General features: G+C 72.5%; 13 protein-coding genes. 8 read left to right on the forward strand and 5 right to left on the reverse strand.

Features of this window, described 5'->3' with window-relative positions:
• Window positions 1-71 precede the first annotated feature (71 nt).
• Both OOK41_RS20565 and OOK41_RS20570 read right to left on the reverse strand, forming a co-directional pair.
• Window positions 72-1,280 (reverse strand): multicopper oxidase domain-containing protein, encoded by a 1,209-nt coding sequence (locus OOK41_RS20565; protein ID WP_117667376.1) that lies wholly within the window; start codon window positions 1,278-1,280, stop codon window positions 72-74.
• Between the two features lie 102 nt (window positions 1,281-1,382).
• Window positions 1,383-3,359: a family 16 glycoside hydrolase gene (locus OOK41_RS20570; protein WP_117667752.1), complete on the reverse strand. Its 1,977-nt coding sequence runs from the start codon at window positions 3,357-3,359 to the stop codon at window positions 1,383-1,385.
• A gap of 1,279 nt (window positions 3,360-4,638) precedes the next feature.
• Here OOK41_RS20570 and OOK41_RS20575 point away from each other — a divergent pair.
• A complete protein-coding gene (locus OOK41_RS20575) occupies window positions 4,639-5,529 on the forward strand; it encodes a universal stress protein (RefSeq protein ID WP_207892662.1) in 891 nt (296 codons plus the stop codon).
• Between the two features lie 26 nt (window positions 5,530-5,555).
• Here the strand turns inward: OOK41_RS20575 and OOK41_RS20580 are convergent, their stop codons facing one another.
• Together OOK41_RS20580 and OOK41_RS20585 are read right to left on the reverse strand one after the other, a co-directional pair.
• Window positions 5,556-7,268, reverse strand: a complete 1,713-nt coding sequence (locus tag OOK41_RS20580) for an HAD-IC family P-type ATPase (protein ID WP_266266366.1) — start codon at window positions 7,266-7,268, stop codon at window positions 5,556-5,558.
• A gap of 11 nt (window positions 7,269-7,279) precedes the next feature.
• Window positions 7,280-8,302: an HAD-IC family P-type ATPase gene (locus OOK41_RS20585; RefSeq protein ID WP_266266367.1), complete on the reverse strand. Its 1,023-nt coding sequence runs from the start codon at window positions 8,300-8,302 to the stop codon at window positions 7,280-7,282.
• Between the two features lie 329 nt (window positions 8,303-8,631).
• Here OOK41_RS20585 and OOK41_RS20590 point away from each other — a divergent pair, with 329 nt between their 5' ends.
• Entirely contained in the window at window positions 8,632-11,502 is a 2,871-nt protein-coding gene (locus OOK41_RS20590) for a M48 family metalloprotease (RefSeq protein WP_266266368.1), read from the forward strand.
• Between the two features lie 139 nt (window positions 11,503-11,641).
• Here OOK41_RS20590 and OOK41_RS20595 read toward each other — a convergent pair whose 3' ends face one another.
• On the reverse strand, window positions 11,642-13,114 hold the full coding sequence (locus tag OOK41_RS20595) for a serine/threonine-protein kinase (RefSeq protein WP_266266369.1): 1,473 nt from the start codon (window positions 13,112-13,114) through the stop codon (window positions 11,642-11,644).
• Window positions 13,115-13,633: 519 nt separating this feature from the next.
• Here OOK41_RS20595 and OOK41_RS20600 point away from each other — a divergent pair.
• The 6 genes from OOK41_RS20600 to OOK41_RS20625 all read left to right on the forward strand — a co-directional run bounded on the left by OOK41_RS20600 (window position 13,634) and on the right by OOK41_RS20625 (window position 17,143).
• Window positions 13,634-14,272 carry an oligopeptide/dipeptide ABC transporter ATP-binding protein gene (locus OOK41_RS20600; protein WP_266266370.1) on the forward strand — a complete coding sequence of 213 codons (639 nt, stop codon included), beginning with the start codon at window positions 13,634-13,636 and terminating at the stop codon, window positions 14,270-14,272.
• Window positions 14,269-15,237 (forward strand): BadF/BadG/BcrA/BcrD ATPase family protein, encoded by a 969-nt coding sequence (locus OOK41_RS20605; protein WP_207892663.1) that lies wholly within the window; start codon window positions 14,269-14,271, stop codon window positions 15,235-15,237. Before OOK41_RS20600 ends, OOK41_RS20605 begins: the two co-directional genes overlap by 4 nt.
• Window positions 15,234-15,920 carry an N-acetylmannosamine-6-phosphate 2-epimerase gene (locus tag OOK41_RS20610; protein WP_266266371.1) on the forward strand — a complete coding sequence of 229 codons (687 nt, stop codon included), beginning with the start codon at window positions 15,234-15,236 and terminating at the stop codon, window positions 15,918-15,920. Before OOK41_RS20605 ends, OOK41_RS20610 begins: the two co-directional genes overlap by 4 nt.
• On the forward strand, window positions 15,920-16,627 hold the full coding sequence (locus tag OOK41_RS20615) for a GntR family transcriptional regulator (protein WP_117667392.1): 708 nt from the start codon (window positions 15,920-15,922) through the stop codon (window positions 16,625-16,627). Before OOK41_RS20610 ends, OOK41_RS20615 begins: the two co-directional genes overlap by 1 nt.
• The gene (locus tag OOK41_RS20620; RefSeq protein ID WP_266266372.1) at window positions 16,627-16,764 is read left to right on the forward strand and encodes a hypothetical protein; all 138 of its coding nucleotides are present in this window, start codon (window positions 16,627-16,629) and stop codon (window positions 16,762-16,764) included. The genes OOK41_RS20615 and OOK41_RS20620 overlap by 1 nt, the downstream gene beginning before the upstream one ends.
• A gap of 160 nt (window positions 16,765-16,924) precedes the next feature.
• A complete protein-coding gene (locus OOK41_RS20625; RefSeq protein WP_266266374.1) occupies window positions 16,925-17,143 on the forward strand; it encodes a hypothetical protein in 219 nt (72 codons plus the stop codon).
• Window positions 17,144-17,365: the final 222 nt, after the last annotated feature.

Here is a 17,365-nt window from a genome sequence, read left to right on the forward strand (position 1 = left end):
GTGGACCTGATCGGAAATGGCGTTTTTGGGCCATTTCTGCTCCTTCTGTGGGGGTGGGGGTGGCGGGACGGTCAGGAGCCGGCGGGCTGGTGCCCGGCGTGCGCGGGTGCCCCGGCGGCGGTGGACCCGCCGGCCGGCGGTGCCGAGGTCGCGCCGGAGCCGGCGGCCGGGCCGTTGACCTGCGCCGGGCCGTGCGCGGTGTGTGGCGGCATCTGCCCCGACTCGTCGAGGATGTGCAGCGTGGTCGCCATGCCCAGGTCGGAGTGGAACTGCATGTGGCAGTGCAGCATCCAGTGCCCCGGACCCACCGCGTCACCGGCCACGATCTGGAAACCGAAGGAGTCACCCGGTCCCAGGGTCTTGTTGTCGATGACCGGGATCGAGTCGATCAACGCCTTGTTGTCCCCGGCCACCAGGCCGGTCCGGGTGTCCGCCCAGGCGTGGCCGTGCAGGTGGAAGGTGTGCATGTCGTTGCCGATGCCGACCACGATGAACTCCACCCGCTCGCCGACCTTCGCGACCAGGCAGGTCGGCCCGGGCTGCGGGTTCACCGCGTCGCAGGTGTCGGCCTCCGCGCCGCGCCGCAGGTTGATCGACTGCCGGTCGCCGAAGACGCTCACGTAGGTGCGGTCCGGCCGGGGGTCGCCCTGGCGGCGTACCACGAGACCACCGAAGAGCCCAGAGCTGAGGCCCTGGGTACCGTGGGCGCCGCCGACCACGTGGTCGTGGTACCACCAGTAGCCGGCGGTGCCCGGCGACCCGGTCTTGCTGTTGCGCGGCTTGGCGTACCAGGTGTACTTGCGGGACTGGCCCGAGGCCACGTACGAGCCGCTGTGCACCGTACCGTCGGAGGTCTGGGTGTACTTGACGCCGTGCACGTGCAACGAGACGCCGAGCGGATGGTTCGGGTCGGTCCGCAACTGCGCCAGGGTCGCCTCCGGCACCTGGTTGTGCAGGGTGATCTCCAGGCACTCGCCCTCGATCATCTCCATCGTCGGCCCCGGGTACGACGCGGTCTGCGGGGTCAGCCCGTAGCCGAGCCGGATCTGGTTGGTCGACGGGTCCTTGGGCAGCTCCACCGCGTACATCTGGAGGCTGCGGTCCGGTGCCACGCACCCCTCCGGCTTATCGGCGAAGAACCCGGACTGGACCGCGAGGGCCGTACCCGCGCTGCCCAGGGTGATCGTCGCCACGGCCAGCGCCAGCAGGGTCCGCAGGCCGCTTGTTCGGGGCGGTCTCTTGGGTTCGGGTCGGATCTCGATCACGTCGTTCTGCTCCACGGCTGTTCCAATCGGGTCGGTCAGCCGTGGCCGGCGGCCCTGCCGGCCACGGCTGACGAGGTGGTGGGGACGGGTGTCACGGGCGGTGGACGCCCGTCGGGATCACGGCGTCAGCGGGGCGACCCGGATGTTGCGGAAGCTGACGATGTCGGCGGCGCCGTGCACCTGCAGGCCGATGTAGCCGTGCGTGTTCTGCCGGCCGGCCCCACCGGGGTCGTCCGACCTGGGCGGGGTGAAGACCGCGCCGGGGTCGTTGACGTACTCGTTGATCAGCAGGCCGTTGCGGAAGATCGAGTAGTGCTGCCCGACCACCCGGATCTCGTAGTCGTTCCAGGTGCCCTTCGGGGTGACCCCGGCGGCGTCCAGGTCGACCTGGTCGAAGCCGTAGACCGAACCGGTCTTGTACTGGTCACCGTCGGCGCGGTCGAGAATCTGGATCTCGTGGCCGTACTTGATCGCCACCCACTCCGGCCGGGACTCCTGCGGGTGCTGGTGCACCCCGGGGAACCGGACGAAGACGCCGCTGTTGGCCCGACCGTCGCCGGGCGCGTCGTCGCGCCACTGCAGCTTCAACGAGAAGTCACCGTAGGTGCGGATCGGGAACCAGAGCATGCCCAGGCCGTTGACCGGCTTGCTGGTGATCGAACCGTCGGAGTTGCGGCTGAAGCCGCCCGCCCCGACGTGCTCCCACTGGTCGAACGAGGCACCCGAGCGGCTGAGCAGCGACCGGTATCCGGTCTGCTCGTCGGACTTGCCGACGTTCGAGGAGGAGGCCGCGTCCACCAGGACCTGGCGCTCGTCCCGGTTGATCACCCCGAGGTGCATCAGGTGCTGGGTGGTCGCCCGGACGTGGGTCATGAACTCGGCGTGGTTGAGCCAGATCCGCTCGCTCTGGATCAGGTTGTTGATCGTGCAGCCGGTCCCCACCGCCCGGTTGGGCAGCCCGCTGTTCACCGTGCCGAGCCAGACCGTGGCACGGGTGTCCAGCACCGGGCAGTCCGGGTCGGTGCCGCCCATGACCACCGTGAAGGTGACCGACCCCGCAGTCGAGGTGTTGCCGGCGTTGTCGGTGGCCCGGTAGCTGACGGTGTGCTGGCCCGGCCGGTTGACCGCGAAGGCTCCGGAGTAGGCGGTGAACGGCTGGCTGTCGAGCGAGTACTCGATGGTGGCCACGCCGGACTCGGTGTCGGTGGCGGTGATCGTGACGGTGGCCGCCCCGACGTACGCGCCGTCACCGTCCCGCTCGCCGCTGAGGGCCGCCGTCACGGTCGGCGCCGTGGTGTCCGGGTCCGGAGGGGCCACCACGGTGAAGTCCACCGACCGCGTCCCCGAGGTGTTCCCGGCGACGTCGGTGGCCCGGTAGTCGACCCTGTGCTCACCCGGCGCGTTGACGGTCAACGGTCCCGAGTAGGTGGCGTACGACGCACCGTCGAGGGAGTACTCGACCGACTTCACACCGGACTGGGCGTCGGCCGCGGTGAGGGTGACGGTGGCCGCGCCGACGAAGGCGCCGGTGTTGTCCTGCTGCCCGGCGACCGAGGCGCTCACCGTCGGCGGGGTGGTGTCCTCGCCCCCGCCGCCGGTGACGACCAGCAGGCCGTTCATCATGCCGTGCCCGGGAATCGCGCAGAAGTAGCGGTACGTGCCCGGGGTGAGCACCACGTCCACCGACCACCGGCCGCCGTTGGCGTCCAACGGGTCGGCCAGGATGTTGACGGCGACGTCCTGGTTGTACCTCGGGTCCCCGGTCTCGAACGTGAGCGTGTGCTGCATGCCGCTGGTGTTGCCGGTCGCGGCGCTGTTCTCGAAGACCAGCGTCGCCGGCCCGGCCACGGCGGTGGCGGGCACGGACCGGTAGGCGGTGACGTCGTTGCCCGCCGTCCAGGTCAGGATCTGCTCCTGCTGTTGGCTGTTGCCGTTCTCCTGGGCGCCCACCGGCATGGCGTTCAGCGCGGAAACGAGCAGCAGGGTGACGGCCAGGGTGAGTGCGGCGAGCGGTCGCCGGTACCGGCCGGCGGGTTCTGTCGGAGGACGGGGGCGGCGACTCGATGTGCCGCGCCAGAGCGAGCGGAATGGCATGTCCCGCATACCTTTCATCAAGGTCCTTGTCAGACTTGTCGGGCAGGCCGATGGCTGGTTTCACCGGGGATGCCGGGTGGTGGTGGGGGTGATGGGCGCGCGGCAGCCTCACCTGCCCAGGTCCGTCACCGGATGGCTGGATAGCCACCCGGCATCGGTAGCTGGGCAGGCTTGCCCGGGGTGAAGCCGACGGGATGTGCGGCGAACTGGCTGAACCCGACGGGGGCTCAGGCGGGTGGTGTACGGCAGGCGGGGTGGGTGGGTCTCCGGGCTGGGCTTCGCCGCGCTGGTCAGGCGGACAGGGGTGGCAGGTCCAGGGACGTGGCGCGCGCCGTCGCGCCGGGTCGGATGTGACTACGTCTCTCCGCGGAGGTACCACTCCGGCGGAGCAACCGTGGCCGGGGGCGTGAGGCTCGCCCACCTGCCAGGTCCCGCGAGATAACCGCGCCGCCGGTTACCTCTTCGAAACATCTCGTGGCATGACCCTAACGGACTTACCATCGAAGTGTCCACATCTTTCGGCAGCAGAGCCGGGACTTTTATCGATGTGAACGAAAGTGGCCGCGGCGTCCACTTCGAACCCTCGGCGCGAGAGGCCGCCGCACCGGCCCCACCGGGGCGTTCGTCCCGCTCCGGCCGCCTGCTGCGGGCACGGTATCGACCTGGAACGACGAGTTCGGGCCGCGGGACACGGCGACCGGCCCGGGCCAGGTACGCCGGCCGGAGCGACCGGGATGACCGAAGACGGACAGGGGGCCGGTCTGCGACAGCCGAAGCCGCCGTCACCGCGACGGTACGGACAGCGCCGGGCGCATCGCCCCGACCGGCGATAACGAGCGCTTCCCGAACCGCCGGGAAAACACCGAGCAAATCGATGAAACGCTACTCGGGTTGCTTTCGGAATTCGATGGTGCTGGGCCAGTCGTTCTGCCGTCCGGTTGATCCGCCCCGGAAACGGCCCACTCGATTTCGCCGTCGGGCGCCGGTGGCGGTGCCACGCAGCCGGGAATTCTCGTCCATGAACGGGCGATCGGGTAGGCAGACCCGAGCCGGTCGCCTGGGCGTCGCGCCGGTACCCCGGTGATGCCTCGCCCGCCGGGCGGAGGGTGCGGTCACCAGCCGGCGACCTGCACCGCGGGTATGATCAGGTTGTGCCTGGCTGCCGAGCTTGTCCAGTCGACGGGCCGGTCGACGGGCCGCCGCAGGCAACCGACATGCGGCGCGCGCTCTCTTCCAAGGCGCGACGTTCATGGGTCATGGTGTTGAAGGGGGTTGTGCGGTGAACGGCGTGGACGTCAGGCAAGTGGTGGTGGGTTACGACGGTTCTCCGGCCGCGAGCGCCGCAATTGAAGCCGGCGCGCTGCTGTTTCCCGGTGCGCGTGCGTGGATCGCGCATTTGTGGACGCCTCCGTTCGCCAGTGAGGAGTTGCGGCGGCGGCTGTGGACGGGTAATCGCAACATCAACGTGTTCGTGGAGGCGGTGGAGAGGGAAGGCGGCCGTGAGGCCGATCGCTTGGTGTCGATGGGAGTGATGCTGGCCCGGGCCGCGGGTTGGGATGCCGAGCCGCTGGTCCGGCGCAGCTACGGCGGGGAAGGGCTGCAGCTCGCCGAGCTGGCCGACGAGAAGCAGGCCGATGTGCTGCTGGTCGGCTCTCGGGGGTTGGGCGGCGCCAGGGCGGTGCTCGGCAGCGTGTCGGACATGGCCGTGCACTACAGCCCGCGTCCTGTGCTGGTGGTACCGCATCCGCTGTTGACCGACGAGCATGCGGCGCTTGCCGGGGGGCCGGTCCTGGTCGGCTGGGACTCCTCGGCCGGAGCCGAGGCCGCGCTCACCACCGCCCAGCGGCTCCTCCCTGAACGTGATCTCGTTCTGGTCGCTGTCGACAGCGACGGCGGCGGCACCGAGGAGGCGCCAGCGGTGGCGGCGGCCGGTGAGCCGTCCACGACCACGGTGCGCGTGCGGGCCGGGCTCGGCACGCCCGGGCGGGCGGTGGCCGACGCGCTGGCTGCGGTGGCGGTGGACCGCGAGGCCGGCCTGCTCGTGGTCGGCTCGCGCGGACGTTCCGCCGTGCGGAAGATCCTGCTCGGCAGCGTCGCCATGGCCACGCTGCACAGCGCTCACCGGCCCGTCATGGTGGTTCCGCAGACCCCTTCCATCGAGGCCGAGTAGGACGCGGCACGTCCGCCACCGGCCCGTCACGACAGGCCGGTGGCGGCCATCCTCAGACGGCGTCGGTGAGCGCGCGTCAGCGCTTTGACGGCTTCGCCGGCGATCAGGATGGTGGAGCCGACAGCGGCGCAGGTCAGCCACTGCCCTGCGCTGAGGTCGGCCGTGGTGAAGAGCCGGTTCAGCGCGTCGAACTCCACGACCAGGATGAGTAGGGCCAGGACCAGGCCCGTGGCGACGAAGGCGGACCGGTTGCGCAGCGTTTCCCGTGCGAACACGCTGCGGGTGAAACTACGGACGTTGAGCAGGTTGAACACCTGGAAGAAGACGAACGTCACGAACGCCATGGTGCCGGCGACGGTGGCCTGCGCCGGGGCCGGCGCAGGCCCTGGCGCCCAGTGCAGCACCGCGACCGTACCTGCGGCCATCACCGCCGCGGCCAGCACGATCCGACCCATTCGCTGTCGGGTGAGGATGTGTTCCCCGGCGGGCCGGGGCGGCCTGTTCATCGCGTCCGGGCTGACCGGGTCGACGCCCAACGACATGGCGGGAGGACCGTCCATGACGAGGTTGACGAACAGGATTTGGAGAGCGGTGAAGGGTGCCCCGCCAGCGATGCCGGTCACTGACGCGACGAGGAAGGTGATCACGAACGCGAACGCGGTGGACACCTGGAAGCGGGTGAAGTTGACGATGTTGTCGTAGATGCCCCGCCCGCCACGGACGGCGCGGACGATCGTCGCGAAGTTGTCGTCGGTGAGGATCATGGTGGAGGCTTCCTTGGCCACCTCCGTGCCGGTGACGCCCATCGCCACGCCGATGTCGGCGGCTCGTAGCGCGGGGGCGTCGTTGACTCCGTCGCCGGTCATCGCGACCACGCTGCCGGTGCCCTGTAGTGCCTGCACGATCCGAATCTTGTGGGTCGGGGACACGCGGGCGACGACGCCGACGTCGGCCAGGTACTCGGCGAGGTCGCCGTCATCGATGCGGTCCAGGTCACTGCCGGTGATGGCCCTCCCCTGGATGCCCAGGTCCTCGGCGATGGCCGCCGCGGTGACGGCGTGGTCGCCGGTGATCATCCGGACCCGGACGCCGGCGTCGCGGCAGGCGGCGATCGCCTGGCGGGCCTCCGGACGTGGCGGGTCGACGATACCCACCAGCGCCAGCAGCACGACGCGATCGAGCAGTTTCCGCGGGTCCGCTCCCACGTCGAACTGCGCCGCCGGGAAGTCCTGCACGCCGACCGCGAGTACCCGCAGTCCCCGCCGGGCCAGGTCCGAGTTGGTCTCGTTGTACCGGGCTCGCGCGGCGTCGTCGAAGGCGACGACGTTCTCGCCTTCGAGGTGCCGGTCGGCGCGTTCGGCGAGCACGTCCGGCGCACCCTTGATGAAGGCCCGGACGACCTCAGTTCCGTTCTCGCCGATCCAGGGGTGGAAGGTGACCATGTACTTGTACTCGGGGTCGAACGGCACCTCGGCCAGTCGGGGACGCCGCGTGCGCAGGCTCGCGACATCGACGCCGCCCTTCTCCGCGAGCACCACCAGGGCGCCCTCCGTGGGGTCACCCACCAACTCCTCGTCCCGTAGCACGGCGTCACTGCACAACGCCATCGCGGTGAGCGCGTCCTCCAGCTTGCCCGGCAGGGCCGCTCCATCGGTGGTGCGGATCCGCCCGTCGGTGCGGTATCCCTCACCGGAGATGGTGAACCGCCGCCCGGCCAGTGCCAGCTCCCGCGCCGTCATCTCGTTCAACGTCAACGTGCCGTCTTGTCGGTGCAGATCTGCGACGTGCTGCCCAGCGTCTCCACCGATGCCAACCGCTTGACGATCGCTCCGCGTCGGGCCAGGCGGCCGGCTCCCATCGCCAGGGTGAACGCCACGACCGCCGGCAGGCCCTCGGGGATGGTCGCCACCGCGAGCGAGACCGCGGTGACGAAAAGCTCGTGGAACTGCTGGCCCCGCGCCAGACCGAGGCCGAACACGACCGCGATGACGATGCCGGCGGTCACCGCCAGCGTTCGGCCGAGGGCGTTGATCTGCCGTTGCAGCGGGGTCAGGCCGGACCGGGCCTCGTGCAGCAGCCCGGCGATCCGGCCGATCTCCGTGCCCATACCGGTGGCGGTGACGACCGCCTCGCCGCGGCCACGCGTCGCCATCGTGTTCATGAACAGCATCGTGAGGCGATCACCCAACGCGGCGTCGGCCCGTACGTCGGCACCTGCCCTCTTCGTCACCGGTTGCGCTTCACCGGTCAGGGACGACTCCTGCACCTCCAGCGAACTCGCCTCCAGCAGTCGGGCGTCGGCCGGCACCCGGTCGCCCGCCTCGACCACGATCACGTCACCCGGCACGAGGTCTTCGGCGTTGATCCGAAGCAGTCGATCGTCCCGACGCACGGTCGCCGCTGCCACGATCAACCGCCGGAGGGCATCCAGCGACGCCTCCGCCCGGGACTCCTGCACAAATCCGATCGTCGCGTTGAGCAACACCACGATGGCGATCGCGACCGGTGTCTCCCACTCCCTGCTGACGAGCAGGCTCACCACGGCCGCCACCAGCAGGATCACGATGAGCAGGTCCTGGAACTGCCGGAGGAACGCCCGCCACCGCGGCTCCCGAGGCACCTCGGCGAGGCGGTTGGGCCCGTACCGGCTCCGCCGTCGCTCGGCCTCCGACGAGCTCAAGCCGCACGACCTCTGCACGACGAGCGCGGTGGCGACGTCATCCGCCGGGACGGCGTGCCAGGCGACCGGATCACCCGAGCCGATCTTCGTCATAGGGCCATCCTTACCACCGATCACCCGGCCATTCTCGCCGGTCATCCCGTTGGTGGCCCTCGTTACAGGACGGGATCACGCCACACCCGCCCGGTGCGTCGTTCGCTCACCGCGGCGGAACTCTCCGTAGCGATCGGCATGGTCACCGCACTTGACGCCAGTCAATAGAATCGTCAGCGGTGAGCGACGGCGACATCACGGGGAGTCGGCAATGGAGCCGGTGGCGCGACGCGAGAACGAGCGGGCGGTGGCCCGGCCGGCCCCCGCCGGCGACGACGACCCGTCGCCGGCGGGTCCGGTCGACCAGGCCGGCGGGCGGTAGCCCCACGATGTCGGCGCCCCCGGACAGCGTGCTGCCGGCGCAGCCGCCGCCCGCGCACCAGAGGCTGTCGAACGCCGGCACCCTCCCACGCTTCGTCCTGCTGATCGTCCTCTTCGTGGGGATCGCCGCGGTCATCACGGCCAGCCTCGTCGAGGCGCACACCGACCCGAACGGCGCACGGGTCGGCTGTGGGCTCGCCGCCGGGGGCGACCCGGGCCTGAGCGACCTCGACGTGCGGTTCCGGATCGTCGACCAGCAGTCCGCGTTCGAGGACTGCGTGGACCGTTTCGTGCCGGCCCAGGCGTGGTGGTGGAAGCCGGCGGCGCTGCTGCTGGTGTCGGTCTGCGCGGCGGCACTGTACTGGGCGCTGCCGAGGTGGAAGGGGCGGCGGAGCCGGGTCGTGCCGGTCGAGCAGGTCGAGCAGGTCGACGGCCACGCCGACCTGGCGAGCACCCTGGCCGAACTGGTCACCGTGGCCGGGCTGCGCCGCCCGCCCCGCTTCGTCATCGCTCCCGCCGTACCGACCAGCGGGGCGGTGGTCTTCGGCCGGCTGCGCCGCTACACCGTCTGCCTGGACGGTGGCCTGGTCGCCCGGCGGCACCGTGCGCCCGAGGGCTTCCGGGCGGTGGTGCTGCACGAACTGGCGCACCTGCGCAACCGAGACGTCGACATCACGTACGCGACCGTCGCGCTGTGGCGGATCCTGCTTTGGGTGGTCGTCCCCCTCGATCTGGCGTACATCGCGGCCGTGAGCCTGCCGGGCACCGCCGGCTCGTCCATGGCGACGCGGGAACAGTCCCGGGTGGCGCACCACGTGGCGATGCTGGCCGTCACGGTCGTCCTGGTCTACCTGGCGCGCGCGGACATCCTGCGCACCCGTGAGTTCCACGCCGACCTGACGGCTCGGCGTTGGGGCGCGGACGTACGGCTCTGGGAGACCGCCGCCGGCCGGGACGCGACGGGACGGGCCCCGTCCAACCGGATCGCCGCAGGGCGGCTGATGGCGTCCTGGGCGTCCCTCTGGCACACCCATCCGAGCTGGGAGCGACGGCTCAGGTCGTTGGCCGATCCGGGGACGGTGTTCGCGCCGCAGGCGCTGCCCTTCTTCCTGACCGGCGCGACGGCGGCGATCGCCGCCACCCGGATGCCGGCGCTGCTGTCCCTGCTGGGGATCGCCAGCCACTGGGAGAACTGGGTCGTGGCGGTGCTCGTCGCGGTCCTGGTCAGCACGATCACGGGGCTGCTGCTGTGGCCCGCCGTGACCCACGCGGCGCTCACCCACGGCCCGGCGCCGTCCGGGCTACGGGCCGGCTGCTGGCTGGGGGGTGGCCTGATCGTGGGCGAGCTGGCGGTGGGTCGCTCCGGCAGCGTCTGGGACCTGCTCCCCGAGCAGGCCGCCTTCCTGGTCCCGCCCGTGCTCGCGGGACTCGCGGCCGTCTGGTGGACGACGGAGTACGCCCAGGTCTCGGCCACCCGGCCGGCGGGCGTGCGACGGCGGTGGCCGCTGCTGGTGGGGCTCGGTGTGAGCTGTCTCGTGCTGGCTCTGTGGTGGCACTGGTGGGAGGCCCAGGGCGCCATCCTCGCGGGCGGCTTTCTGTCGTTCAACGGCGATCTCGTCGGCGCACACGAGCAGAGCCTGACCGACGGCCAGGGGTACGAGGGACCCCTGCTGGCCCTGGCTCCCGGTCTGCCGGTGCTGCTGGCCCTGAGCAAGCGCCCGGAGCTGCTCTGGGCGTCCGGGGCACTCTGGGTCCTTCCGCTCCTGGCCTGGCTCCCCCGCTCGGCCGGCGCCACCCGGCCACGGCCGGTTCTGCCCGCCGCCGGCACCGGCGCGCTCTGCTCGGCGGTGGCGGTGGTGGCGGCGACCGCCGGTGTGCGTGCGTGGTCGCCGGTGGTCGCCGGTCGGGAACAGGCCCACTTCGTCAGCTACACGATGTGGCTCATGGTCGTCGTCATCGGTGTCATGTGGCTGGCGGCCGGGGTCACCGCCGCGCTGGCGGAGCGCTACCCGCTGGTCCAGGCCCTGGTCGTGGCGGGTGCCACCGGGCTGGTCGGACTGCTCACCCTGGCCGCGCTGGCCTCGGTGGACGGCTGCGTCCGTCCACTCACGATCCTGGCGTCGTCGTGCCAGCCCGATCCCCTGGGCGGCTGGTCGCTGGTGACCTTGCTGACTCCGACGACGCTGGGCCTGGGCGGGTTCCTCGCCGTCGCGGTCGCCGCCCTCGGCACGCTGGCAGGACGCTCGCTGCGCCGGATCCGCGCCCGTGCCGGGTCCACCGCACGGGCCGGGGACGACTCCCCCGTCCCGGCCCACCTCGGACGGCTGGCGCTGCGCCGGGCTGCCGTGGTGGTGCCGTGCCTGCTGATGACGGCGACGACCATCGCCGTGACCGTGGCCGACCTCCGGTCAGCCACCCGGACGCCCGCCGCCTCCGCCGCGCTGGATCCGGTGTTCGGTGCACAGGCCACCTCACCCGGGGTGCGGACGGCGCAGGTGGAGGCCTGGCGGGCGCTCGGCGGGGACGAGCGGGGCGGCCAGGTCCTGACCGTCGTGCTGGGCCTGCTCCACCGGCTCGACCAGCTCGCCGCCGACGGGTCGGACCGGGTGCTCTCCGACTGGACACTGATCGACGCTGAGGTGCGGCCCCGCTGTGCCGCCATCTCCGAACGGGTCGCCGGCGCCCGCCGGTACTTCCGCCATCCCGACCCCCCGGGCCAGGCTGCCTGGAACGCCCTGCTGACCCGCGCGGAGCGGGCGGGCGGCGACTGCGACCTCGCCATCGGGCGCCGGGACCGGGCCGGGTACCTCACGGCGATCCGACGGCTGGTGTCGCTCGGGCAGGACGTGCCCGGCATGGGGGAAGCGATCTTCCGCTGAGCGTGGTGGTGCACCAGGTACCGGTCCGCACACCGGGTCGGTCGGGACGCGGGCGCCCTCGGGGTTGACCGCCCACCGCCGCCGCCCCGCTCGCCGGTGGCCGAGGCGGGGGCCCGCACGGCCGGCGAACCGGGCGTGGTCAGCGGGTCGAGAAGGCGGATCCGGACGGGTCACCGGTCTGCGGCCGGGCCAGGCAGTGCACGAGCCAGACGTCGGTACCGGTGAGCTGGATCGGCCACGCCTCGCGTACCCAGCCCGTGGTGGGCCGGCCGGCGGTGCGCGCGGCCATCACCGACGCCGAGCAGGCGGCACCGATGTCGGCGCGGGCCAGCAGCTCGTCCTGGGGGATGTCGACCGCGTCGGCGGGCAGGTACGTCGCCGAGAAGGTCTCCCAGGCGTGGTCGGTCGTGCAGTCGACCCGGCGGGGTGGCATGGCGTTGCCACTGATCGAGGTCAAACCTCGCCAGCAGAGCGGTCGGGTGGGGCAGAACGCCGCGCCGCAGGAGGTGAATCCGGCCTGCCGGGCGGCGTCGTCCGTCGGCGCGGTGCTCGGCTGCCGCGGCCCGGCGCCGGACGCCGGCCCGTCGTGCCCGCCGGGGCCGGTGGCCTGCCAGAGCGCGACCCCGCCGACCAGCGCGATCACCGGCAGCGCGGCGAGCAGCGGCCACCGCCGGCGCGCCGTCCGTGGGCCGACGGCGGGGACCGGTGCCGCCCCGGGCCGGGCCGGTCCCGCAGGAGACGGGACGGCGACACCCGGCGGGGCCGCCGGTGGCGGTCGCCGCCCACCCGGGCCGGACCGTCCGTCGGCGGCAGCCCGGGCGGCGTCGGCCAGCGCGGCGGCGCAGGGCCAGCGGCCGGCCGGATCGGTGGCCAGGGCACGGTCGACGACGGCGAGCACCGGGTGGGGCAGGTCGCCGCCGAGGGGGCGCGGTACGGTCCGCACCCGCTGAAGGGCCATCGCGTACGGACTGTCCCCGGCGAACGGGCGATGCCCGGCGAGGCACTCGTAGGCGGTGAGCCCGAGGGCGTAGACGTCGCTGAGAGCGGTGGCTGGCTGCCCGAGCACCTGCTCCGGGGAGAGGTAGGAGGGGGTGCCCAGGACCGCGCCGGAGACGGTGAGATGGGTGCCGTCCCAGGTACGCGAGATCCCGAAGTCGGTGATCAGCACCGATCCGTTCCGGCGGATCAGCAGGTTGGCCGGTTTGACGTCCCGGTGCACGATCCCGCAGTCGTGCACGGCCTGTAGGCCGTCGGCCGCCTGGGCGATCAGGCGCATGGCGTCCTCGGGCGCCAGCCGCCCGGTGCGACGCAGCAACCCGGCGAGGGACTCGCCGTCGACGAACTCCATCACCAGGAAGGTGACGCCGTCGCCGCGTCCGTAGTCGTGGATCGACGCCACGGCGGGGTGGTTCACGCTGGCCATGGCCTTCGCCTCCGCCAGGAAGCGGCGGGCGAAGTCCGGCTCGTCGGCCACCTCCGGGAGCATGGCCTTCACCGCGACGACCCGGCCGAGCACCTCGTCGACCGCCCGCCACACCTCGCCCATGCCGCCCGCGCCGATCCGGGTGTCCAGCCGGTAACGGCCGCCGAGCCTCAGGCCGGAGTGCAGCATTCGTCTCACCGTCCGTGCGTCGGATCGCCCCGGCGCGGACCGAGGGCCGCGCCATCATGCCACGCCGTGCCGAACCCGCCGCCCGCCGTCCGGGCTTGCGCGGTGGTCCCGCCCCGGGACCGGCCCCGTCCGCCACCGATCGCCGCGATGTCGCAGCTCAGCGCCCGATTGCGGAGCGGGACGGGCCTTGCCACGGCTCCGGGTGAGGTGTACAACTACATGCGGCTAGGTACATACCTAGTTAGCTACCGGCATGCACCAGTGGGAGGTTTGGCGTGGACCGCCTCAGTTGGTGGCCGTGGCCGGCGTCTCACCGCAGAACCGCGGCTGGGCGAGAGCAACCTGGGGGTCCGGGCGTCCCGGAGATCGAGGCGCTGCTCGACGAGGTCGACGCGGTGAGCATCTGGGATTCACCCCCACCGCCAACGACCTGCCCGACTTCGCCGACGTCTCGCTCGACTGACGGGCTCTCCCGCCCACCACATCGCTCACCACGAACCGGACCCGGAGGACCCTGCGATGGCGGCACCACCGCACGCCCGGCAACCGCTGCTGGCGGTCGACGACCTCGTCGTCTCGTTCCGCGGCCCGCTCGGCGCCTACCGTGCGCTCAACGGCGGCTCGTTCCACGTCGACGCCGGCGAGACGCTGGCCATCCTCGGCGAATCCGGGTCCGGCAAGTCGGTCACCATGCGGGCGGTGATGGCGCTGCTGCCCCGGCACAGCGCGCAGATCGAACGTGGCACCATCCGCTACGACGGGGAGGACCTCTCCGCGCAGCCGGCACGCCGCACCCGGGAGCTGTCCAGCACCGAACTGGCCATGGTCTTCCAGGACTCACTGACCGCGCTCGGCCCGGCGGCGCGGGTCTACGACGAGCCGGCCCACCCCTACACCCGAGCGCTGATCTCGGCGGCGCCGGTGCCCCGGCCCTGGGCGGCGCCACCGCGCGAACGCATCGTGCTCACCGGCGAGGTGCCCTCACCGGCCGCGCCCCCGTCGGGCTGCCGGTTCCGCACCCGGTGTCCGCTCGCCCAGCCCCGCTGCGCGCAGCGGACACCCGAACTGCGCGTCGTCGCCGGCCGCGAGGTGGCCTGCCACTACGCCGAGGAGAGCCAAGCCGGCCGGGTGCCGGCCGCCACGGGGGCGGCCCGGTGACCGGCGGCACCGACGCCGTCCGCGTCGGCGTCGATCTCGGCCAGGGCGGCTGCCGCGCGGTCGCGTGCCAGGGCCCCCACACCGGCCACGCCCGTACCCAGGGATTCTGGGGCGCCGACCCGGACGTCCTGGTCACCGACGCGGTGACCGCCGCGCTGGCCGACCTGGGGCCGACCCGGGGCTCGCTGGTGCGGGTCGGGGTCGGCATGACCGGTCTCAACGGCCAGTCGCCGCCCACCGCACCGCTTCGGCGCCGGCTGCGGGCGGCCGGCCTGCGCGGCACCCTGCGGATCGCCGACGACAGCGTCACCGCCTACCTCGGCGCCCTCGGCCCGGTTCCCGGCGCGGTGGTCGCCGCCGGCACCGGGGTGGTGGTGCTGGCAGTCGGGGCCGACGGCGGCGCCGCCCGCGCCGACGGCTGGGGCGCCGCACTCGGCGACCGGGGATCTGGCCACTGGATCGGCCGGGCCGCCGTCCGCCGGGCCCTGCGCGACCTCGACCGGGGCACGCCCGGGCCGTTGGGCGACGCGGTGAGCGCCGCCTGGGGGCCGGTAGCGACCCTGCCGGCCCGCTGGCGGGAGAGCCCACCGACCCCGGAACGGGTCGCCGGCTTCTCCGTCACGGTCGCGGAGCTGGCCCGGGCCGGGGACCCCGCCGCCCGGCTGATCTGGCGGACGGCCGGCCGGCTGCTCGCCGAGTCGGCGGTCGGCGCGCTGCGCCGGGCCGGGCTCGCCGACGCCGAGGTGCCGGTCTCCGGCACCGGTGGCCTCTTCCAGGCCACCGACCTGCTGCTGCCCTCCTTCACCCGGGTGCTGCGAGCCGGGGCACCCACCGCGCGGCCGGTCCCGGCCACCGGCGATCCACTCGCCGGGGCGCTGGCCCTGGCCGGACCCGCCACCGGTCCGCCGGCTCTGACCGGACTGACCACTCATGTCGACATCGAGGAAAGGGCAGAACACCGATGAACGTGGCCGAGGCCATCCGTGGACGGTTGGTCGTCTCGTGCCAGGCCCAGGAACCCAGCCCGTTCCTGGACGTCCCGCACATGATGGCGATGGCGAGCGCGGCCGTGCTGGGTGGCGCCGCCGGACTACGCGGTCAGGGGGTGGCCCACGTGCGGGGCATGTCCGAGCTCGGGGTACCGGTGATCGGACTGATCAAGCGGAACACCCCCGGCAGCCCGGTCTACATCACCCCGACCGAGGCCGACGTGACGGCGCTGACCGGGGCCGGTGCCCGGATCGTGGCCGCCGACGCGACCGGACGGCCCCGCCCGGGCGGGGAGAAACTGGCCGACCTCATCACGGCGACCCACGCCGGCGGCGCGCTGTTCATGGCCGACGTGGACGGTCTGGACGCCGCCCTCGCCGCGGTCGACGCCGGAGCCGACCTGGTCGGTACGACGCTGGCCGGCTACACCACCGGCCCGGCCGTGCCGGACGACCCGGACATCGCGCTGGTCGGCGCGATCAGCCGACGCTGTCCCGTTCCGGTCATCGCGGAGGGGCGGTACCGTACCCCTGCCCAGGTCGCGGCGGCCTTCGATGAGGGCGCGTGGGCCGTCGTCGTCGGAACCGCGATCTCCGACCCGGTCAACACCACCCGCCGGTTCGCGTACGCCTGCCCACATTCCCCCGTGGAGTCGTGATGACCACCAAACTGAGCCGGACTCGCACCGAACTGCGCCGCCGGGTCGCCGAGCTGACGGCCCACGCGGCCCTGCCCCGGGAGCGGGACCTCGCCGAGGAACTGGGCGTCAGCCGGACGACGCTGCGTCAGGCCCTGCGCGAACTGCTCGACGACGGGCTGATCTACACCATTCGGGGCCAGGGCACCTTCGTCTCCGACACCCGGATCGCCAAGGGCACCAGCCTCAGTGGATTCACCGAGGACATGCTGACCCGGGGACTGACTCCGAGCAGCAAGACCATCGAGACGGACGCGGTGGTCGCCAGGGAGGCCCTGGCCAGCGAACTCGGCCTGCCCGAGGGGTCCCTGCTCTACCGGTTGGAGCGGCTGCGGATGGCCGACGGCGCGCCGATGTGCCTGGAGGAGGTGCACCTGCCCGCCGAACTCTTCCCCGGCCTGCTGGTCGAGAACCTCGACGGGGCGCTCTACGAGACCATGCGGGAGCGGTACCAGATCCAGGTGACCGTGGCCCAGCAGATGATCGCCGCCGTCGTGCCCAACCAGCGGCAGTGCGAGCTACTGGAGATCCCACCCACCTCGGCGCTGCTCGAAGTACGGCGGATCGGCTTCGACGGTCGCGGCCGGACGGTGGAACGGGCGGTCTCGCTCTACCGCGGCGATCGGTACCACTTCTCGCTGACCGCACGACGAGGGGAGAGCGGCTGATGAGCCGCACCGGAAGGACCAACGAAGAACACACCGACGTGCTGGTCGTCGGCGGCGGGGTGGTGGTCGTCGAACCGTGCACGTGGATCGGGGGGCAGCTCACCTCGCAGGCGGTGTCCCCGGACGAGCACCGCTAGATCGAGACCCACGGCTCGACCAGCAGCTACCGCCGGTTCCGCCAGGGCGTGCGGTCGTACTACCGGGACTGGTACGCACTGGCCCCGGCCAGGGCCGGGGAGCTGCTCAACCCGGGCAACGGCTGGGTCAGCCCGCGGCGTCCGGCCTTCGGTCCGCCAGGTGAGCCTGCTGCTCGGCGCCACCGGCGTGGCCGCCCTCGTCTCGCAGCTTCCGGTCGCGCTCGGGGCCAGCCCCGGCACGAAGCTGCTGCTGTGGTTCGTGTCCGCGCCCTTCATGGTCGTGGCCGTGGTGTTGCTGCTACAGATGGCCTCGATCCAGCCCGGGCCCGACAATCATGATCCCGGTGGGTCCCGACCGCACCGGCCTGTCGACGGGTGAGGAGGGGTTCGGGAGCCCGAAGACCAACCGTCGCAGGGACGAGTGGGGTCTTTCGCCCGCCGACGGCGGTCTCGGCGCGCTGGACTCCGTCCGCTCGGCTGAGAGGTCCACCTGATGACGATCACAACCCTCGATTCGCTCGCGTGCCCGTCGAGTGCCCGACCTGCGGATCCCGGTACCGCCACCGCGCGTCGACGAGTTCCGCGACCGACTTCGATCGAT

It is taken from the genome of Micromonospora sp. NBC_01655 (genome assembly GCF_026339755.1).
In the GTDB taxonomy this organism is placed as follows: Bacteria; Actinomycetota; Actinomycetes; order Mycobacteriales; family Micromonosporaceae; genus Micromonospora.